The organism is Myxococcus sp. RHSTA-1-4, from assembly GCF_020037125.1.
Taxonomy (GTDB): domain Bacteria; phylum Myxococcota; class Myxococcia; order Myxococcales; family Myxococcaceae; genus Myxococcus.
The window spans coordinates 178,945-196,545 of sequence record NZ_JAIQDG010000002.1 but is presented as its reverse complement, the minus strand read 5'-3'; the positions used below and the strand labels follow the sequence as shown (position 1 = coordinate 196,545).

Below are 17,601 nucleotides of genomic sequence, written 5' to 3'. Positions count from 1 at the left end.
GCCTTGACCCCCTCGGAGGGCACGGGCGACAGTCGGGGGGCCTTGCTTCCCTTCCTGCAAAGCAATCTGTCCCTGGCCGCGGGCGCGGTGCTGGCGCTGGTGCTGCTGGCCGTCCGCACGGGCACCGGAGACCAGGACCTGCGCCGGGACTTGAACGGGGCCGTCCGGCTGCTCTTCGCCTTCCTGATGCTGCGGCTGGCCGCCTGGGCGCTCCCGGAGTCGACGCCCGCGCCGGTGCTGAAGGCGGTCCAGGTCGGCTGGATGCTGACGTTCGCCTTCGGCGTCATCCGGGCGAGCGTGGGCTTCGGGCTGAAGTTGATGCGGCTGCGCGCCTCGTCCGTGGCGCCGCCGAAGATTCTGCGGGACGTCATCGACTTCACCCTGTACGCGCTGGCGGCGGTCCCCATCCTCAAGACGCAGCTCTCGCTGGACCTGACGGGGCTGGTGGCCACCTCCGCGGTGCTGTCGGTGGTGATGGGCCTCGCGCTCCAGGAGACGCTGGGCAACCTCTTCGCGGGCCTGTCCCTCCAATTGGACCGGCCCTTCGAGGTGGGGCACTTCATCCGCATCGGCAACCACTCCGGGCGCGTGGTGTACATCGGGTGGCGCTCCATCCGTCTGGCCACCTTCCGGCGCGAGGTCATCACGCTGCCCAACAGCATGGTGGCCAAGGAGCTGGTGCAGAACTTCTCCCAGGACCAGGAGCCCGTCGGCGTCGACGTGGAAATCCGCCTGTCGCTCGAGGCGCCGCCCAACCAGGTGAAGGGGGCGCTGCTGGACGTGATGCGGGAGATTCCGCAGATTCTGGTGGAGCCGCCGCCCCTGGCCCGCACGCTGGCGTACGACGAGTCCGGCATCCGCTACATGGTGCGCTTCTTCCTGGCGGACTACGGGCTGGCGGACGCGGTGAAGGAGGACCTGCACACGCGCCTGTGGTACCGGCTGCGCCGCGAGAACATCGAGATTCCGTACCCGCAGCGCACGGTGCACGTGCGCCAGCAGGTGGCGCGCACGGAGCTGTCGGAGGACACGGTGCGCGGGCTGCTGCGCGCGGTGGACCTCTTCCAGCCGCTGGGCGCCGAGGACCTGGACCGGCTGCGCCAGGAGATGGTGGTGCACCGCTTCGGCAAGGGCGAGCGCATCATCCAGGAGGGCGACGAGGGCCGCACCTTCTACGTGCTGGCCTCGGGCGAGGTCAGCGTGCGCGCGGGAAGGACCCAGACGGAGGTGACGCGGCTGGGGCGCGGGGGCTACTTCGGGGAGATGTCGCTGCTGACGGGCGAGAAGCGCTCGGCCACGGTGGTGGCGGTGGAGGACTCCCTGCTGCTGGAGGTGGACCGGCCCACCTTCGCGCGCCTGTTCGAGCAGTACCCCGGGCTGGCGCGGCAGCTCTCCGCCCTGCTCGCCCAGCGGCGCACGCAGCTGCGGGCCATGGCCCAGGCCAGCGGGGGCGGCTCGGACGCGATTCCCGCCGAGGTGGGACGCATCCTGGGCAGGTTGCGGCAGATCTTCGGGCTCAGCGCCACGCAGGATTGAGCGGCGGCGCCGGGTGTGGGAGCAGAAGTCGCTCGTGGAGTCCACGGCCCGGCCCGCCACGGCGGTGGCGCCAGGCGGCCGGGTCCGGGCGCACGGCGGGTCAAGAATAACAGCCAGGTGAATCCTCCGGCGGCCGTCCTGGCTCTATCCCAACGGGAGGCCGGCGCGGTCCGGCTCCCCGGGAGGACACACATGGCTGTCATGACCTTGGACCCGGACTCCTTCGACAAGGCGGTGGACCAACCGGGGATTGTCGTCATCGACTGGTGGGCCCGGTGGTGCGCCCCCTGCCGATTCTTCGCCCCCGTCTTCGAGCGCGTGGCGGCAAAGAATCCGGACATCACCTTCGGGAAGATTGACGTCGACGAGCAGCCCCGGCTGGCGAGCGCACTCGGCGTCCAGGCGATGCCCACGCTGAGCGTCTTCCGCGACGGACTCCTGCTCATCCAGCAGGCGGGCGCCATGCCCGAGGCCGCGCTGGAGGAGCTGCTCCGCCGGGCGAGGGGGCTCGACATGGCGGAGGTCCGGCGGAGGCTGGAGGCCGTCTCCGCGCAGGGCGGGACGCGATGATGGGGGCACCGCGAGTCGGCACCTCCCGGAGGAACCGCATATGAGGCTGCAAGTCATGGCGTGGGGCGTGGCGCTGGTCCTGGGCGGGTGTTCGAGCGCGCCCAGGCACCGCGTCCTGGAGCCGGTGCCCCCGGACGTCGCGCCCCGCGTCGCCGCCGCCGAGGCGACGATGACGGAGGTGCAGCAGCGCCTCTTCAAACGGCTGACGGCGGAGCTCGAGCGCGGAGGGCCCGCCGCCGCGGTGACGGTCTGTCGGGATGAGGCCCAGCCGCTCACCGCCTCGGTCGCCCACGAGCGAAGCATCGAGGTGGGGCGGACCAGCCACAAGCTGCGCAACCCGAAGAACGCCCCCCGCGCCTGGGTGGCTCCGTTCGTCTCCGCCGCCGCGGGCGCGAAGGCCGCCGACGTGAAGCCCGTGGTGGTGGACCTCGGGGACCGCGTGGGCGTGCTCAAGCCAATTCCCACCGCGCCCCTGTGCACCTCGTGTCACGGAGCACGCGAGGCCCTCTCGCCCGAGGTTGCCCAGGCGCTGAAGGACGGCTATCCGACGGACGCCGCCGTGGGCTTCGCGCCCGGAGACCTCCGAGGCTTCTTCTGGGCCGAGGTGCCCAGGTAGAGCGGGAACGAAACCTCCATTCTGCGGCAGCCACCCCGAGCCGGAGCCGGGTTGGCCGGAACGGAACCTCCATTCCGCGCGGCAGTCGCCCCGGGCCGGGCCGGCCGGAGCCGGAATGGAACCTCCATTCCGCGTCAGCCGCGCGCCCGGGGTGAGGCGGCGGATGGGCCGGGAGTGTGCACTCCCCTCCCGCGGCCCACCTTGAATCAGGCGGTGATGACCATGCCCCCTTCGACCTTCACGGGCCAGGGGGTGAGGCGGGCACCCGCGCAGGGGCCGCCGACGCAGAGCCCATCGCGCGGCTGGAACAGCGCCCCATGCCAGGAGCAGGCGATGAGGCGCCTGTCCGGCGTCAGGTAGTCGTCCAGCTTCTGCGCCAGCGGCAGCCCGGCATGGGGGCACCGGTCCACGTAGCCGTGGACCTCGTCCCCCGTGCGCACCAGGAAGCCGTGGAAGTACGCGTCGCCAATCTGCAGCACGAGGTTGCGCGCACCAGGGTCCTGGAGCGCCGCCAACGGAAGGAGCTTCACGTTCGGCGGCGTCTCCGTGAGCCGCGCCCGCGTCGGACGTGCTCCGTCACTGTCACTCAAGCGCGTGCCTCAGGGCAGCTTCGCCTTCTCGAAGCCGGTCCAGCAGTGGTCGTAGTCCGACTGGAGCGCCGGCGTCTCCATGGCGAAGCGCGTGGGCCGGATGACCCAGCGGGACTCGAACATGAAGGCCAGGGTGTCCTTGATTTTGTGCGGCTTCAGGTCCGCGCGAATCGCCTGGTCGTAGCTCGCCTGGTCGGGGCCGTGGCCGCTCATGCAGTTGTGCAGCGACGCCCCGCCCGGAGCGAAGCCGCCGGCCTTGGCGTCGTAGACGCCGTGCACCAGCCCCATGAACTCGCTCATCACGTTGCGGTGGAACCAGGGCGGCCGGAAGGTGTGCTCGGCCACCATCCAGCGCGGCGGGAAGATGACGAAGTCGCAGTTGGCCGTGCCCGGAATCTCACTGGGCGACGTGAGCACCGTGAAGATGGACGGGTCCGGGTGGTCGTAGCTCACCGTGCCGATGGTGTTGAACCGCGCCAGGTCGTACTTGTACGGGGCGAGGTTGCCGTGCCACGCGACCACGTCCAGCGGCGAGTGGTCGAACTGCGCGGCCCACAGCCGGCCCTGGAACTTCTGCACCACCAGCGTCGGCCGGTCCACGTCCTCGTACGCCGCGACGGGCGTCAGGAAGTCTCGGGGATTGGCCAGCCCGTTCGCGCCGATGGGCCCCAGGTCCGGCAGGCGGAAGAAGGCGCCGTGGTTCTCACAGACGTAGCCGGACGCGGTGCCGTCCAGCAGCTCGGCGCGGAAGCGCACGCCGCGCGGCACCACGCCCACCTCGCCCGGCGCGAGGTCCAGCACGCCCATCTCCGTGACGAGGCGCAGCCGCCCCGCCTGAGGAAGGATGAGCAGCTCGCCGTCCGCGTTCCAGAACACCTTGTCCGTCATGGACCGGTTGGCGAGGTACAGGTGGATGCTGATGCCCGCCCCCAGCCCCGGGTCGCCGTTGCCGGCGTAGGTGAGCAGCCCCTCCACGAAGTCCGTCGGCCCGGCCGGAAGCGGCTGCGGATTCCAGCGCAGCCGGTTGGGCGAGGCGGGCACCTCGTCGAAGGGCCCGCCGCGGAGCTGGCCCTGCGGATGCGGCTGGTACGGCGGGTGGTTGGCGCTCGGCCGGATGCGGTAGAGCCAGGAGCGCTTGTTCTCCCGGCGCGGCGCCGTGAAGGCGCTGCCCGAGAGCTGCTCCGCGTAGAGCCCGAAGGGCGCCCGCTGCGGTGAGTTCTGCCCCTCGGGCAGCGCGCCGGGCACGGCCTCCGTCGCGAACTCGTTGCCGAAGCCGGTGAGATAACCGCCAGGCGCTGTCTTGAGAGTGGTCACCAGTGTCTCCTCCGCGTCCGCCGTGCCGAGAACAGCCTACCGGGCCGGGTCGACCTTGATCACACCGCGGCGGATCTGGTCGAGCTCGATGGACTCGAACAGGGCCTGGAAGTTTCCGTTACCGAACCCGTCGTTGCCCTTGCGCTGGATGATCTCGAAGAAGATGGGCCCGAAGAGGTTCTCGGTGAAGATCTGCAGCAGGAGGCCCTCCTCCTTGCTGCCGTCGATGAGGATGCGGTTCTTCTTCATCCGCGCCAGGTCCTCGCCGTGGTCCGGGATGCGCTTGTCGACCAGGTCGTAATAGGTCTCGATGGTGTCCTGCAGCACCACGCCCCGCGCGCGCAGCTTCTCCACGGTGCCGTAGATGTCCCGCGTGGTGAGCGCCAGGTGCTGGATGCCCTCGCCGTTGTACTGGCGGATGAACTCCTCGATCTGCGACTTGTCGTCCTGGCTCTCGTTCAGCGGGATGCGGATGGCCTTGTCCGGGGCAATCATCGCCTGGCTGAACAGGCCCGTCGCCTGGCCCTTGATGTCGAAGTACTTCTGCTCGGTGAAGCCGAAGATGCGGCTGTAGAACGCCGACCAGGTCCGCATCTGGCCGCGGCGCACGTTGTGCGTGAGGTGGTCCAGCATCTCCAGGCCCACGCTGTTCTTCGCCTCGGCCTCGTCGGCGCCCGGGAACTTCGACCAGGAGTCATAGAGCGAGCCCTTCGCGCCCCAGCGGTCCACGAGATACAGCAGGCTGCCGCCGATGCCCTCCAGCACATAGGAGCCGTCACCCAGCGCGCCCCGCGACGGGTCCGCGGCGCGGGCGCCACGCTCCAGGGCCAGCTCGTACGCCCGCCGGGCGTTGTCCACGCGGAAGGCCATGCCGCTGGCCGAGGGGCCGTGGGCCGCCCGGAACTCGGCCGCCTGGCCCGTGGGCTCCTGGTTGATGAGCAGGTTGATGTCGCCCTGCTTGTAGCGGACGAGCTGCTTCGTCGGATGCTTGGAGTACGCGACGAAGCCGAGCCGCTCCACCAGCTTCACCATCACCTCGGGAGCGGGACTCGTGAACTCCACGAACTCGAAGCCGTTCAGCCCAAGAGGGTTCTCAACATCCGCCATGGCACCGCCTCCTCGTATCGCGCGTGAGGCGCGGCTTCCCGTCCGCGCCCGGAACCTTGGAGCCCCCACGTGGGGGGCCACCTTCGGCGCGAAAGGTAGGGATCGGCCCCTGCCGGGAAAAGTACAAAGGGCAGGCAGAGACTGTCAGTCCCACGCACAATGCGATGCGCCAAAAGCTCCATGCGGCAGACCGTCCGTGGCTGGAAAATTTCCCCGGAATTGGACCCATCACGAAGGGTCCACCGGGGCGCATTCCTACCCTGGAAGGAGGAAGCCGTGTGGCCCGTCCGGGCGGGCGGCCGGCCGAGGGAATGTCAGACCCCTCCGGTAGTCTCCTTTCATCAACGCAGTCGGAAAGGAAGGCCGCCATGACCGCCACTCGTGAGAACCCGCGCGTCTCCGTCAACAAGCTGGGCCAGTACCTCACCGCGACGCCCTCGCTGCGCAAGCGCATCATCCACGGCCAGAAGCACCCGGTGGACCCGCAGTACCTGCGCTACCCCGCCGCCGCCCAGGCCATCGTCGAGTTCCTCTGCGAGGGCCGCGACGAGGTCATCCTCCGCTACCACCAGCGCCGCCTTCTGAACGCCGCGCCCGAGTCGGACTTCGACGCCCACCGCCTCGCGCTGTGCGCCGAGGCCCTGCAGCGCTGCCTCGTCTCCGTGGACGGGCTCGCCGCCCACGCCATCGCCAGCCCGGTGAACGAGGAGCTGCCGCCGCTGGAGCTGTCCGGCGTCGCCATCAGCGTGCGGCCGGAAGTCCTGCTGCGCAGCGTGGATGCGCAGGGCCAGATGCGCTCCGGCCTGCTGAAGCTCTACTTCTCCAAGCACACGCCGCTGGACGAGCGCGCCGGGCAGTACATCGCCACCGTGCTCCTGAACTACGCCGAGCAGCGGCTGGAGCAGCGCGGCCCCGTGGACCCGCGCCTCGTGGGCGTCTTCGACGTGTTCGCCGGCCGGCTGCACTTCGCGCCCCGCGCCCGGCAGCGCCGGATGAACGACGTGAAGCTGGCGTGCGAGGAGATTGCCGCGCGCTGGAACGTGAACTGACGCCGGGCGCCACGGGCGGCGGACTCGGGGACACACTCCCCGCGTGCCCGCCGCCCGGCGGCAACGGTCCGGGACTCCCGCGATTCGGGCGCCCCGATGTCCGTTTCCGGGACACGACATCCCGCTTCCGTGCAGCGGCCCGGGCCTGACGGGCAGCCCTCCCACGCAATGCCGGGGGGTTGCCCCGGGGCCGGGGCTGGCATGTCCTTCGCTCTGTGCACGGGCCCATGGATTCTCTCCGCCAGGACTTCCGCTACGCGCTGCGCACCCTCACGCGCACGCCCGGCTTCACGTTGGCCGCCGGCCTCACGCTCGCGCTGGCCATCGGGGCGAACACCGTCCTCTTCAGCGCCATCCACGCCATGCTGCTGAGCCCCCTGCCCTTCCAGGAGGCCGGGGAGCTGGTGCGCGTCTGGTGCAAGCAGGACGGCATCGACACCGCCTCCGTGTCTCCTCCGGAGCTGCTGGGCTGGAGGGAGCATGCCCGGGGCTTCACGCGGCTCGCGGCCTGGTCGCGCGCGGACCTCAACCGCACCGGCGTGGACTCGCCGGAGCGGGTCCGCGCGGGGCGCGTCACCCCCGACTTCTTCGGCACGCTGGGCGTGCGGCCCGCGCAGGGGCGCGACTTCACGGACGAGGACATGCAGCCCGGCAACGCCTCGTCCGTGGTGGTGGTGAGCCACGGCTTCTGGAAGCGGGCGCTCGGCGGCGCCGCGGACGCGGTGGGCCGGACGGTGGTGCTGGACGGGCGAAGCCACACCGTGGTGGGCGTGCTGCCCGAGGACTTCTCCTTCCCGGAGTTCTCCGATGACCCGGAGGTATGGGTCCCCCACTGGTTGGATGCTCAAGCCCACGGCAACCACTACATGAACGTGCTGGGGCGGCTGGCCCCGGGGACGTCCCTGGAAGCGGCCCACGAGGACCTGACGCGGGTGGCCTCGGCCATTGCCCGCCCGGAGCCCGGCCAGAAGCCGGACGGGGTGACGTTGCGCCGGTGGCAGGAGCACCTCACCTCCAACACGCGGCCCCTGCTGTGGACGCTGTGGGGCGCGGTGGCCTTCGTGCTGCTCATCGCCTGCGCCAACGTGGCCAACCTGATGTTGGTGCGGGCGCTGGCGCGGCAGCGGGACGGGGCCATCCGCGCGGCGCTGGGAGCCAGCCGGGGCCGGCGCATGCAGCAGGCCCTGGCGGAGAGCGTGCTGCTGGCCGTCTTCGGCGGCGCGCTGGGGCTGCTGCTCGTCTTGTGGGGACTGGAGCTGGTGCGCACCCTGCTGCCCGCCAGCATGCTGCGGCTGACGCCGGTGGAGCTGAGCGGCCCGGCCCTGGCCTTCAGCGTGGCGCTGTCCGTGGGCGCGGGGCTGCTGTTCGGGCTGGCGCCCGCGCTGCACACCTCGGGCATGGACGTGCTGCCCCTGCTCAAGCAGTCCGGCAGCGCCGTGGGCGCCCGAGCCCACCACCCGCTGCGCAACGCGCTCGTCATGGTGCAGCTCGCCCTGGCCCTGGTGCTGCTGGTGGGCACCGTGCTCATGGTGCGCACGCTGCGCAACGTGCAGGCCGTGGACCCGGGCTTCGGTACGGACGGCGTGCTGTCCGCGCGGCTGTCCCTGCCCGCCTCGAAGTACCCGGACGCGGCGCGCAGGCGGGCCTTCTTCTCGGAGCTGGAGGGCCGCCTGCGGGCGCTGCCCGGCGTGGAGGCGGTGGGCCTCGTCAACGACGCGCCCCTGGGCGGCAGCAACACCAATGGGGACTTCGTCCTGGAGGGCGGCTCCGCCCAGCCCGGCGAGCGGCTCATCGTCGAGTACCGCGTGGCCAGCCCGGACTACTTCCGCGCCATGCGCATCGCCGTGCGCCAGGGCCGCGCCTTCGGGCCCCAGGACGAGGAGAAGGGTGCGCCCGTCATCATCGTCAACGAGGCCTTCGTCCGCGCCTACCTCGGCGGCGGCGAGGCCCTGGGCCGGCGGCTGAGGCTGGACTGGAATGGGGACTCGGCGTTCCGCGAAATCGTCGGCGTGGTGGCGGACGTGCGGCATGACCGGCTCACCGTCCCCGCCCGGCCCGAGGCGTACCTGCCCATGGCCCAGGTGCCGGTGGCCACCGCGACGCTGCTTTTGCACACCCGCGGCGCCGCGGCGGCCGTGGCGAGCGCGGTGCGCCAGGAGGTGAAGGCGGTGGACGCGGAGCAGCCCGTCTATGACCTCGGGCCCTTCTCGGACCGGGTGGACCGCCAGCTCCACCGCCCCACCGCCACCGCGCGGCTGTTGGCGGCCTTCGCCCTGCTGGCGGTGGTGCTGGCCGGCGTGGGCGTCTACGGCGTCATGGCGTACAGCGTGGGCCAGCGCACGCGCGAGCTGGGCATCCGGCTGGCGCTGGGCGCGCACCCGCGCCAGGTGCTGCGTCTCGTGCTGGGACAGGGCCTGCGCCTGACACTGGTGGGCGTGGGCGTGGGGCTGCTGGCCGCCCTCGGCTGCACGCGGCTCCTGGCCTCGCTGCTGTACGGCGTGGATGCCAGCGAGCCCGGTGTCTTCCTGGGCGTGGCCGCGGCGCTGGCCGCGGTGTCACTGCTGGCGAGCTGGCTGCCCGCGCTGCGCGCCAGCCGGGTGTCTCCCGCCATCTCCCTGCGCTCGGAGTAACCACCCCGGGTCGCGACCCACCCCGTCACGTCAGCTCCCGTGGCCAGCCCCCGGGGGGCTGCCAGACAGGTGGGCGGGAGCGCGCAACACCCGGACTTCCAGCACTTACAAGCTCCACCGTGCATCCTGGACCGTTGGGCCTTTGACGCTTGGCGAGCGTCGGGTTTAAGAGTTCGCATGCACTTCGACTGGACCTTTCTCGTGCGGATGAGCGCACTGGTGCTGCCGGCCATCATGCTCATGGCCGTGCACGGCGCGGCGGCGCACGCCGCGTCGCCCTCCACGCCCGCCACGGGCGTGCCGCTGGAGAAGCTGCCCCAGCAGCGCATCTTCTTCGGCCATCAGTCGGTGGGCGGGAACATCCTCGACGGCGTCAAGCAGGTGGCTCCGGCCGTGCGCGTCGTGGAGGTGAAGGCCCCCACGGAGACGGTGGCGCCCGGCACCATCGCCCACGCCATGGTGGGACAGAACGAGAAGCCCGAGTCGAAAATCGCGGACTTCGAGCGGCTGGTGGACGGCGGCATGGCGAAGGGGGCGGACGTGGCCTTCTTCAAGTTCTGCTACATCGACTTCAACGGCGCCACGGACGCCCGCGCGCTGTTCGAGAAGTACCGCGCGATGATGGACGGGCTGCAGGCGCGCCACCCGGGCACCACGTTCGTCCACGTCACCGTGCCGCTGACCACCGTGCAGCGCGGCGCCAAGGCGTGGCTGAAGGAGCTGCTCGGCCGGCCGGTGTGGGGCATCACCGAGAACGTGCAGCGCGAGACGTTCAACCAGCTCCTGCGCAAGACGTACGGCGGCAAGGCGCCGCTGTTCGACCTGGCGGCGCTGGAGTCCACCGGGCCCGACGGGACGGCGGAGACCTACGAGCTGAACGGAGAGACGTGGCCGGCCATGTCACCGGCGTACTCGGATGACGGCGGCCACCTCAACGCCGCCGGTCAGGCCCGAATCGCGAAGGAGTTCCTCACCTTCCTGTCCACCCTGCCGGCGCCCGCCGTGCAGCCTCCCATCCCCGCAGTCCAGACCCAACCGTGACATGAGCCCGATACCCCTTCCTGTGTCACGCGGGTGGAGCTCGCTCCTCTCGCGACTGAAGCTTCGGCACTGCCGGGTGGTGGGGGCAACCCCCACGGTGCTCGGCCGCGTGTGGATTCACGGGCCCGGAGAGGTCCGGGTCGGCCACCGCGTGGTACTGGACGGACGGGAGGCCCCCATCGAGCTGCATGCGATGCGGGGCGGCTGCATCGTCCTCGGCGACGATGTCACCATCGAAGGCGGCGCCTCGCTCGAGGCGCTCCAGTCCATCACCATCGGCGCGGGCGCCAGGCTGGGCGCCTTCTGCAAGGTGATGGACAACCAGCACCATCCGCTGCGGGGCAACCGGCACGAGCGCCCGGCTTCCGTTCCCCTCGTCGTCGAGGCGGGCGTGACGGTCGGCCCCCGAGCCATCCTGCTCCCCGGCGCCCACGTGCAGCGGGGCGCCACCGTGGCCGCCGGCACCGTGATTTCCCGCCGCATTCCGCCCGCCGTGACGGTGGGGGGCTCGCCCCCGCGGGTGCTTCGCCGGGAGGTGGCGTGATGAGCACGCGAATCGTCCCCGCCCCGCTGACGTCGGTGGTGGCGCAGGTCCAGGAGCTCCGCGACGCCGTGGGGCACCGTGCCCAGCGCGCGCTGGCCGTGGCGCGCGCGCGCTGGCTCTTCCGCTCCCTCCAGTCCGTGGGCCGCAACGTGGCGGCCTATGGCGCGATGCGCGTGGAGAACGAGGGCACCGTGGAGCTGGGAGACCGGCTCACCTTCGTGGGCGGGATGATGCCGGGCTCGCTCGTGTGTCATGCGGGTGCCCGGCTCGTCATCGGCTCCGACGTGCAGTTCAACTACGGCATCAGCCTGGAGTCCTGGGAGTCCGTCCAGATTGGCGCCCGGTGCATGTTCGCGTCGTTCGTGCGCATCGCGGACCGCGACGGGCACACGAAGGCGCCCATCGTCATCGAGGATGACGTCTGGGTGGCGCACGGAGCCATCATCATGCCGGGGGTACGCGTGGGGGCGCGCTCGGTGGTGGCCGCCGGCAGCGTCGTCACGCACGACGTGCCTCCGGACACGCTCGCCATGGGCAACCCCGCCCGCAACATGAGCATGGAGCTGGTTTCCCGCGAGACGGGGACCTGAAGCCCCAAAAGCAGGTCTTTGCGTCCGGAGCGTCTTCCACGCGCCCCGGACGTCCACACTTCTCACACGCAGTCCCCAGAACAGGATTGAATCCATGAGCACCCGTGAGCGCATCCGCAGCTTCATCGTCGACACCTTCTTCGTGGACGACTTCGCGGACGACGACTCCTTCCTCCGCAAGGGCCTCATCGACTCCACGGGAATGATGGAGCTGGTGGCCTTCCTCGAGCAGGACTTCGGCATCAAGCTGGAGGACCGCGAGCTGGTGCCGGAGAACCTGGACTCGCTGTCGCGCGTGGTGGCCTTCGTCGAGAAGAAGCGGCAGAGCCTCCCGAAGGCCGGCTGAGAGAGGAAGGGGGGACGCGCCATGTGCGGCATCGCGGGTTTCACCTTTCCGGCGGGCGGTGGCGCCGGGGCGGCGCGGACGGAGTCCGCCGAGCGGTTGCGCCGGATGACCGCCAGCATCAAGCACCGGGGCCCCGACGCGCAGCGGGCGCTGGTGCTGGACGGCGTGGGCCTGGGGCACACGCGGCTCTCCATCGTCGACCTGGAGGGCGGCCACCAGCCCATGCGGGACGCCGAGACGGGGCTCACCGTCGTCTTCAACGGTGAAATCTTCAACTACGTGGAGCTGCGCGAGCAGCTCGCGGGGCGCTACGCGTTCCGCACGCGCTCGGACACGGAGGTCATCCTCGCGGCGTTCCTGGCGTGGGGCATCGACTGCGTGCGCCGCTTCGAGGGTCAGTGGGCCTTCGCCCTGTGGGACCCGCGCGACAAGACGCTCTGGCTGTCGCGTGACAGGGTGGGCATCTGCCCGCTGTACTACGCGGAGCTGCCCGGGGGGCACCTGGCGTTCGGCTCGGAGGCCAAGGCGCTCTTCGCGGGCGGACTGGTGACACCGGCGCTGGACGCACGGGGCCTCAAGCAGACGTTCCAGCTCTGGTCTCCCGTGGCGCCGCGCACCTCGTTCGAGGGCGTCAGCCTCCTGCCTCCCGCGCACTCGGCGCGCTTTCGGGACGGGAAGCTGGAGGTGTTCCGGTACTGGGATTTGGACTTCGGCGTGACGCCGGACGCCGCGGACGCGCCGAGGCTGCTGGAGGAGCTGGGCGCGGTGCTGGAGCGCGCGGTGCGCCTGCGGCTGCGCGCGGACGTGCCGGTGGCGGCGTACCTGTCGGGCGGGCTGGACTCCAGCCTGCTGTGCGCGCTGGCGCAGGAGCAGCTCGGCGGCACGCTGCGCACCTTCTCCGTGGGCTTCGCGCACGCGCGCTTCGACGAGCGCCAGCACCAGGCCACCGTGGCGGAGGAGCTGCGCACGCAGCACCGCGTGGTGGAGATGAAGGACGGGGACATTGGCGGGCTGGTGCCCGGCGTCATCTTCCATGCCGAGCAGGCGATGATGCGCTCCGCGCCCGCGCCCTTCCTGCGCCTGAGCGAGTGGGTGCGGGAGAACGGCATCCGGGTGGTCCTCACCGGCGAGGGGTCGGACGAGATGTTCCTCGGCTACGACCTCTTCAAGGAGACCAAGGTGCGCCAGTTCTGGGCGCGCCACCCGGAGTCGAAGTACCGCCCGCTGCTGCTGCGTCGGCTGTACCCCACCCTGTCGGTGAGCCAGCAGAACGTGGAGCTGTTGCGCGAGTTCTTCGGCATGGGGCTGGACGCGCCAGACAGCCTGGGCTTCTCGCACCTGGTGCGCTGGTCCAACAGCGGCCGCATCCTCCGCTTCCTCGCGCCGGAGTTCGCCGCGCGCGTGGCGGACGAGGACCCGGTGGCGTCGGTGCTCCAGTCGGTGCCGGAGCACGTGGCCCGGTGGCGGCCGCTGGCGCGCGCGCAGTACCTGGAGGCGAAGACGCTGCTGTCCGGCTACCTCCTCTCCGCGCAGGGCGACCGGATGCTGCTGGGCAACGCGGTGGAGGGGCGCTTCCCCTTCCTGGACACGGCGGTGATGGAGTTCGCCGCGCGTGTGCCGGAGCGGCTGCGCCTGAAGGGGCTGGACGAGAAGCACCTCCTCAAGCGCTTCGCCCGGGGCAAGGTGCCCGCCTCCATCCTGGAGCGCAGCAAGTTCCCCTACCGCGCCCCCATCGCCGGAGCCCTGGTGGGCCCGGACGCGCCGTCCTGGGCGCGCGAACTGCTCGCGCCCGAGGCGGTGGCGAAGGTGGGCGTCTTCGACGCGCGCAAGGCGGAGCGGCTGGTAGCCAAGCTGCGCGCCCCCAACGCCGCGGAGAGCGAGGCGGACACCATGGCCCTCTTCGCCATGGCCTCCACGCAGCTGCTGGCCCACCACTTCCTCCACCCGCGCCCCCCGCCCACGGCGGACGTGGACGCGGTGGTGCTGGAGGCCGCATGAGCGCGGTGGACTCCTCTCCCGCCTGGGTGCTCGGCCATGCCGAGCGGACACCGGATGCGCCCGCGGTGGACTCGCCGTGGGTGCGGCTGGGCTACCGGCAGCTCGCGGACCGGATGCTGGCGCTGGCCGGGCACCTGCGCGCGGCGGGCGTGGGCCGGGGCGACAAGGTGCTCATCGCCCTGCCCCTTGGCTCGGCGGCGGTGGTGGCGGGGCTGGCGGTGCAGGCGCTGGGCGCGTGCGCGGTGGAGCTGGACCGCGAGTCCGGCGCGGCGTCGCTGGACGCCATCCTCGCGCAGACGCGCGCGAGGCATGCCTTCCTCTTCGGGCAGGACGCGCGCCGGTGGGCCGGCAAGCCCGGCCTGGGCCACCTGTACGTGGTGCACTCCGCGCGCCCGCCGGAGCGCATGCTCCAGGTGCTCGCGCCCTCCGAGTGCACGTGGGTGCGGGAGGACGGCGCGGTGGACCCGGAGGCGAAGTCCACTCCGCTGGACGCGCTACCGCCCACGCCGGCGGACGCGCACGCCGCCATCGTCTACACGTCCGGCAGCACGGGCACGCCCCGGGGCGTCATCCAGACGTTCGGCAACATCGCCGCCAACACGCGCTCCATCGTGGAGTACCTGGGCCTGTCGCCCCGGGACAGGGCGCACCTCATCCTCCCGCTGCACTACTGCTACGGGAAGAGCGTGCTGCAGACGCACCTGCTCTCGGGCGGCTCGGTGTTCCTGGACCCGCGCTTCATGTACCCGCAGACGGTGCTGGAGGCCATGGCGGCGGAGGGCAGCACGGGCTTCGCGGGCGTGCCGCTCACCTTCGAGCTGCTGAAGCGGCAGGCCAGCCCGGAGACGCTGTCGAAGCTGAAGCTGCGCTACCTCACCCAGGCGGGCGGAGGCATGGCGCCGGACACGATTCAGTGGACGCGCGAGGCGTTCCACCCGGCGGAGCTGTACGTCATGTACGGCCAGACGGAGGCCACCGCGCGCCTGAGCTACCTGCCCCCGAGGTTCGCCCGGGAGAAGGCGGGCTCCATCGGCCTGGGCATTCCCGGCGTGGAGCTGCGCGTGGTGGCGGAGGACGGCACGCCGCTGCCCGTGGGCGAGACGGGCCACCTCGTCGCGCGCGGGGCCAACGTCACGCCGGGCTACCTGGACGCGCCCGAGGAGACGGCCGCCGTGCTGCGGGACGGCTGGCTGTGGACGGGCGACCTGGCCTGGCGCGACGCGGACGGCTTCTTCTTCCTGGTGGGGCGCGCGAAGGAAATCCTCAAGGTGAACGGCCACCGGGTGAGCCCGGCGGAAATCGAGCACCACCTGGCGCGCCATCCCTCCGTGAAGGAGGTGGCGGTGGTGGGCGTGCCGGACGCGCTGGGCGGCGAGGCGGCCTGCGCGGTGGTGGTGCTGAACGCGGGCGCCGAGGTGAAGGACGACGACCTGCGGCGCTTCTGCCGCGAGTCGCTGCCGGTGCACAAGGTGCCCAAGCACGTGGTGTTCACGGATGCGCTGCCGAGAGGTCCCGCCGGCAAGGTGCTCAAGGCGGAGCTGCGCACCCGGTATTCGTCAGTTGGTTCTTCGTGAAGGACTCAAGAGGGTGGACACGATGAAGTTCTCCAAGCAGGTGCTGGAACTGGACTGGGAGGCCAAGGCGGCCGAGCTGTCCGAGAAGCTGCGCGAGGCGGTGCTCAAGAAGCTGAAGAAGCGCGGGCTGGTGGTGGCCATCTCCGGCGGCATCGACTCGGCGTGCGTGGCGGCGCTGGCGGTGCGGGCGCTGGGGCCGGAGCGCGTCTTCGGCATCCTCCTGCCGGAGCGGGACTCCAGCGGGTGGAGCTCGCAGCTGGGCCGCAAGCTCTGCGAGAAGCTGGGCATCAAGTACCAGCTCCATGACATCGCCCCCATCCTGGCGGCGGCCGGCTGCTACCAGCAGCGGGACGAGGCGGTGCGCTCGGTGTTCCCCGAGTTCACCCCGGACATGAAGTGGAAGATTGTGATGCACGGCGACCGGCTGAACACGGACGCGGTGAACTTCTTCTACGTGGTGGTGCAGGTGAACGGCGAGGAGCGCCGCTTCCGCCTCACGCCCCAGGCCTACACGCAGATTGTCGCCGCCACGAACTTCAAGCAGCGCACGCGGAAGATGATGGACTACTTCCACGCGGACCGGCTGAACTTCGCGGTGGCCGGCACGCCGAACCGGCTGGAGTACGACCAGGGCTTCTTCGTGAAGCTCGGTGACGGCGCGGCGGACGTGAAGCCCATCGCCGGCCTCTACAAGACGCAGGTGTACCGGCTGGCGAAGCACCTGGGCGTCATCGACGAAATCACCAGCGGCGAGCCCACCACGGACACGTTCAGCCTTCCGCAGTCCCAGGAGGACTTCTACTTCTCCGTGCACTACTCGCAGTTGGACCTGCTGATGTGGGCCAAGAACCACGGCGTGTCCACCGAGGAGGCCGCCGAGGTGATGGGCCTGACGCCCAAGCAGGTGCAGCGCGTCTACGACGACATCGACCAGAAGCGCCGCTCCACGGCCTACCTGCACTCCGCCCCGCTGCTGCTGGAGGCGGTGCCGGAGCTGGACGCGTTCAAGATTTCCTGAGCGCCCGGCCCGCCCTGCCCTGCCGGGAGCACCGGCAGGGCGCGGCGCGGGCGGCTACTCGTACTCGTCCTCGCACTTCTCGGCGCGGACGGGGATGCCGCCCATCTTGCTCTCACGCACGAAGTGCGCGCCCTCGCGGAAGAAGCCCGTGCCGCCCTTGAGGAGCACGATGCCGCGCTTCGCGTCCGCCACCGTCCACGCCAGCGTCTCGCGCGAGCCGCCGGAGGACGTCACCTCCAGGCTGTACGCGCCCTTCGCGCCGGGCTTCGCGGCCGACACCTGGAGCTGCTCCCCCTCCTGGCCGTAGTTGACGTCCATGACTCCGCCGGCCTGGAGGTTGAAGGAAGGCGTCTCGGACGAGCAGGGCCGCTCGAGGACGTACCCCTTGCCCTTGCGCTGCACCCGCACCCACTTGCCGGCGATGGGCTTCACGTCCACCGCGGCCGAGGCCGAGGGTGCGCCGCCCTCCGGCGCCTTGCAGTCGAGCTGCTCGCGCCGCAGCAGGCCCACCGTCACGCGCTTGCCCGCGAAGCGCGCGGGCACCAGGTCCGGCTCGATGGAGGGCACGTAGGCCTGCACCGAGTCCCCCGCCACCACGAAGGCCTTGCGCTGGGTGTTCTGGGCGTTCGAGTCGTGGAAATACGCGCGCGGCGCCTTCACCTTGCAGGTCCGCGGAGGCGTGACGCCCTGCCGGGGGAAGGCATCCTCCCCGGGCCAGCCCGCGCCACAGCACCCGGCGCTGCCGCCCGCCAGCGACAGCCGCCCGGGCTCCATGCGCAGGGTCCATGTGTCCTCGGAGTCCGCGCTCTTCAGCGTCCACCGGGTGGCGGAGTCCTTCTTCTGGAGCACCAGGGGGCACTCGCAGGTGCCCACGCTCTGGCCCTGGGTGAAGCCGGCCCCGTAGTAGAGCAGCGTCTCGTTGTCACCCTGGAGGACGGCCAGCTCGCCGCCGTCCTTCTTGTAGATGCCGGAGACGTCTCCCGCCGGCTGGGCCATGGCCACCGCCGCCCAAGCCGCCATCATCAGCCCCAGCACCGCGCTCTTGCCCTTCATCCGTTCCTCTCCCTGCTCCTGGGAA

16 protein-coding genes are annotated in these 17,601 nt (G+C 71.2%); 12 read left to right on the top strand and 4 right to left on the bottom strand.

The window, feature by feature from the left end:
• Positions 1–42: 42 nt before the first annotated feature.
• The 3 genes from K8638_RS04270 (at position 43) to K8638_RS04260 (ending at position 2,722) form a co-directional block, all read left to right on the top strand.
• Positions 43–1,536, top strand: coding sequence for a mechanosensitive ion channel family protein (locus tag K8638_RS04270; RefSeq protein WP_223753106.1), 1,494 nt, complete (start codon positions 43–45; stop codon positions 1,534–1,536).
• A gap of 192 nt (positions 1,537–1,728) precedes the next feature.
• Positions 1,729–2,106, top strand: a complete 378-nt coding sequence (locus tag K8638_RS04265) for a co-chaperone YbbN (RefSeq protein ID WP_223753105.1) — start codon at positions 1,729–1,731, stop codon at positions 2,104–2,106.
• A 40-nt stretch (positions 2,107–2,146) separates the two neighbouring features.
• Entirely contained in the window at positions 2,147–2,722 is a 576-nt protein-coding gene (locus K8638_RS04260) for a DUF3365 domain-containing protein (protein WP_223753104.1), read from the top strand.
• Between the two features lie 206 nt (positions 2,723–2,928).
• On the opposite strand, the gene K8638_RS04255 is transcribed toward K8638_RS04260, so the two are convergent.
• From K8638_RS04255 to hppD, 3 genes are read right to left on the bottom strand one after another with little or no spacing between them, the layout of a single operon-like run.
• Positions 2,929–3,312 (bottom strand): Rieske (2Fe-2S) protein, encoded by a 384-nt coding sequence (locus K8638_RS04255; RefSeq protein ID WP_223753103.1) that lies wholly within the window; start codon positions 3,310–3,312, stop codon positions 2,929–2,931.
• A gap of 9 nt (positions 3,313–3,321) precedes the next feature.
• Complete coding sequence (gene hmgA / locus K8638_RS04250) at positions 3,322–4,626, bottom strand: homogentisate 1,2-dioxygenase (RefSeq protein WP_223753102.1); 1,305 nt, start codon at positions 4,624–4,626, stop codon at positions 3,322–3,324.
• A gap of 36 nt (positions 4,627–4,662) precedes the next feature.
• Complete coding sequence (gene hppD / locus K8638_RS04245; protein WP_223753101.1) at positions 4,663–5,733, bottom strand: 4-hydroxyphenylpyruvate dioxygenase; 1,071 nt, start codon at positions 5,731–5,733, stop codon at positions 4,663–4,665.
• 368 nt (positions 5,734–6,101) lie between these two features.
• On the opposite strand from hppD, the gene K8638_RS04240 reads away from it, so the two are divergent.
• The 9 genes from K8638_RS04240 (at position 6,102) to nadE (ending at position 16,523) form a co-directional block, all read left to right on the top strand.
• Positions 6,102–6,782 (top strand): hypothetical protein, encoded by a 681-nt coding sequence (locus K8638_RS04240; RefSeq protein ID WP_223753100.1) that lies wholly within the window; start codon positions 6,102–6,104, stop codon positions 6,780–6,782.
• Between the two features lie 227 nt (positions 6,783–7,009).
• Positions 7,010–9,412 (top strand): ABC transporter permease, encoded by a 2,403-nt coding sequence (locus K8638_RS04235; RefSeq protein ID WP_223753099.1) that lies wholly within the window; start codon positions 7,010–7,012, stop codon positions 9,410–9,412.
• A gap of 177 nt (positions 9,413–9,589) precedes the next feature.
• Positions 9,590–10,453, top strand: a complete 864-nt coding sequence (locus K8638_RS04230) for an SGNH/GDSL hydrolase family protein (RefSeq protein ID WP_223753098.1) — start codon at positions 9,590–9,592, stop codon at positions 10,451–10,453.
• Between the two features lie 76 nt (positions 10,454–10,529).
• Positions 10,530–10,997, top strand: coding sequence for a DapH/DapD/GlmU-related protein (locus tag K8638_RS04225; RefSeq protein WP_223753097.1), 468 nt, complete (start codon positions 10,530–10,532; stop codon positions 10,995–10,997).
• A complete protein-coding gene (locus K8638_RS04220; RefSeq protein ID WP_223753096.1) occupies positions 10,997–11,587 on the top strand; it encodes a DapH/DapD/GlmU-related protein in 591 nt (196 codons plus the stop codon). The genes K8638_RS04225 and K8638_RS04220 overlap by 1 nt, the downstream gene beginning before the upstream one ends.
• A gap of 94 nt (positions 11,588–11,681) precedes the next feature.
• The gene (locus K8638_RS04215; RefSeq protein ID WP_223753095.1) at positions 11,682–11,933 is read left to right on the top strand and encodes an acyl carrier protein; all 252 of its coding nucleotides are present in this window, start codon (positions 11,682–11,684) and stop codon (positions 11,931–11,933) included.
• A 21-nt stretch (positions 11,934–11,954) separates the two neighbouring features.
• Positions 11,955–13,931, top strand: coding sequence for an asparagine synthase (glutamine-hydrolyzing) (gene asnB, locus K8638_RS04210; RefSeq protein WP_223753094.1), 1,977 nt, complete (start codon positions 11,955–11,957; stop codon positions 13,929–13,931).
• Entirely contained in the window at positions 13,928–15,505 is a 1,578-nt protein-coding gene (locus K8638_RS04205; RefSeq protein ID WP_223753093.1) for a class I adenylate-forming enzyme family protein, read from the top strand. Before asnB ends, K8638_RS04205 begins: the two co-directional genes overlap by 4 nt.
• Before the next feature lie 22 nt (positions 15,506–15,527).
• A complete protein-coding gene (gene nadE / locus K8638_RS04200; protein ID WP_223753092.1) occupies positions 15,528–16,523 on the top strand; it encodes an NAD(+) synthase in 996 nt (331 codons plus the stop codon).
• A gap of 54 nt (positions 16,524–16,577) precedes the next feature.
• On the opposite strand, the gene K8638_RS04195 is transcribed toward nadE, so the two are convergent.
• The gene (locus tag K8638_RS04195) at positions 16,578–17,576 is read right to left on the bottom strand and encodes a hypothetical protein (RefSeq protein ID WP_223753091.1); all 999 of its coding nucleotides are present in this window, start codon (positions 17,574–17,576) and stop codon (positions 16,578–16,580) included.
• Positions 17,577–17,601 lie beyond the last annotated feature (25 nt).

Coding starts and splice junctions, on each gene's coding strand:
- K8638_RS04235 (WP_223753099.1), top strand. CDS start 7,010: ATGGATTCTCTCCGCCAGGACTTCCGCTACGCGCTGCGCACCCTCACG.
- K8638_RS04220 (WP_223753096.1), top strand. CDS start 10,997: ATGAGCACGCGAATCGTCCCCGCCCCGCTGACGTCGGTGGTGGCGCAG.
- hppD (WP_223753101.1), bottom strand. CDS start 5,733: ATGGCGGATGTTGAGAACCCTCTTGGGCTGAACGGCTTCGAGTTCGTG.
- asnB (WP_223753094.1), top strand. CDS start 11,955: ATGTGCGGCATCGCGGGTTTCACCTTTCCGGCGGGCGGTGGCGCCGGG.
- K8638_RS04215 (WP_223753095.1), top strand. CDS start 11,682: ATGAGCACCCGTGAGCGCATCCGCAGCTTCATCGTCGACACCTTCTTC.
- K8638_RS04195 (WP_223753091.1), bottom strand. CDS start 17,576: ATGAAGGGCAAGAGCGCGGTGCTGGGGCTGATGATGGCGGCTTGGGCG.
- K8638_RS04240 (WP_223753100.1), top strand. CDS start 6,102: ATGACCGCCACTCGTGAGAACCCGCGCGTCTCCGTCAACAAGCTGGGC.
- K8638_RS04260 (WP_223753104.1), top strand. CDS start 2,147: ATGAGGCTGCAAGTCATGGCGTGGGGCGTGGCGCTGGTCCTGGGCGGG.
- K8638_RS04230 (WP_223753098.1), top strand. CDS start 9,590: ATGCACTTCGACTGGACCTTTCTCGTGCGGATGAGCGCACTGGTGCTG.
- nadE (WP_223753092.1), top strand. CDS start 15,528: ATGAAGTTCTCCAAGCAGGTGCTGGAACTGGACTGGGAGGCCAAGGCG.
- K8638_RS04265 (WP_223753105.1), top strand. CDS start 1,729: ATGGCTGTCATGACCTTGGACCCGGACTCCTTCGACAAGGCGGTGGAC.
- K8638_RS04205 (WP_223753093.1), top strand. CDS start 13,928: ATGAGCGCGGTGGACTCCTCTCCCGCCTGGGTGCTCGGCCATGCCGAG.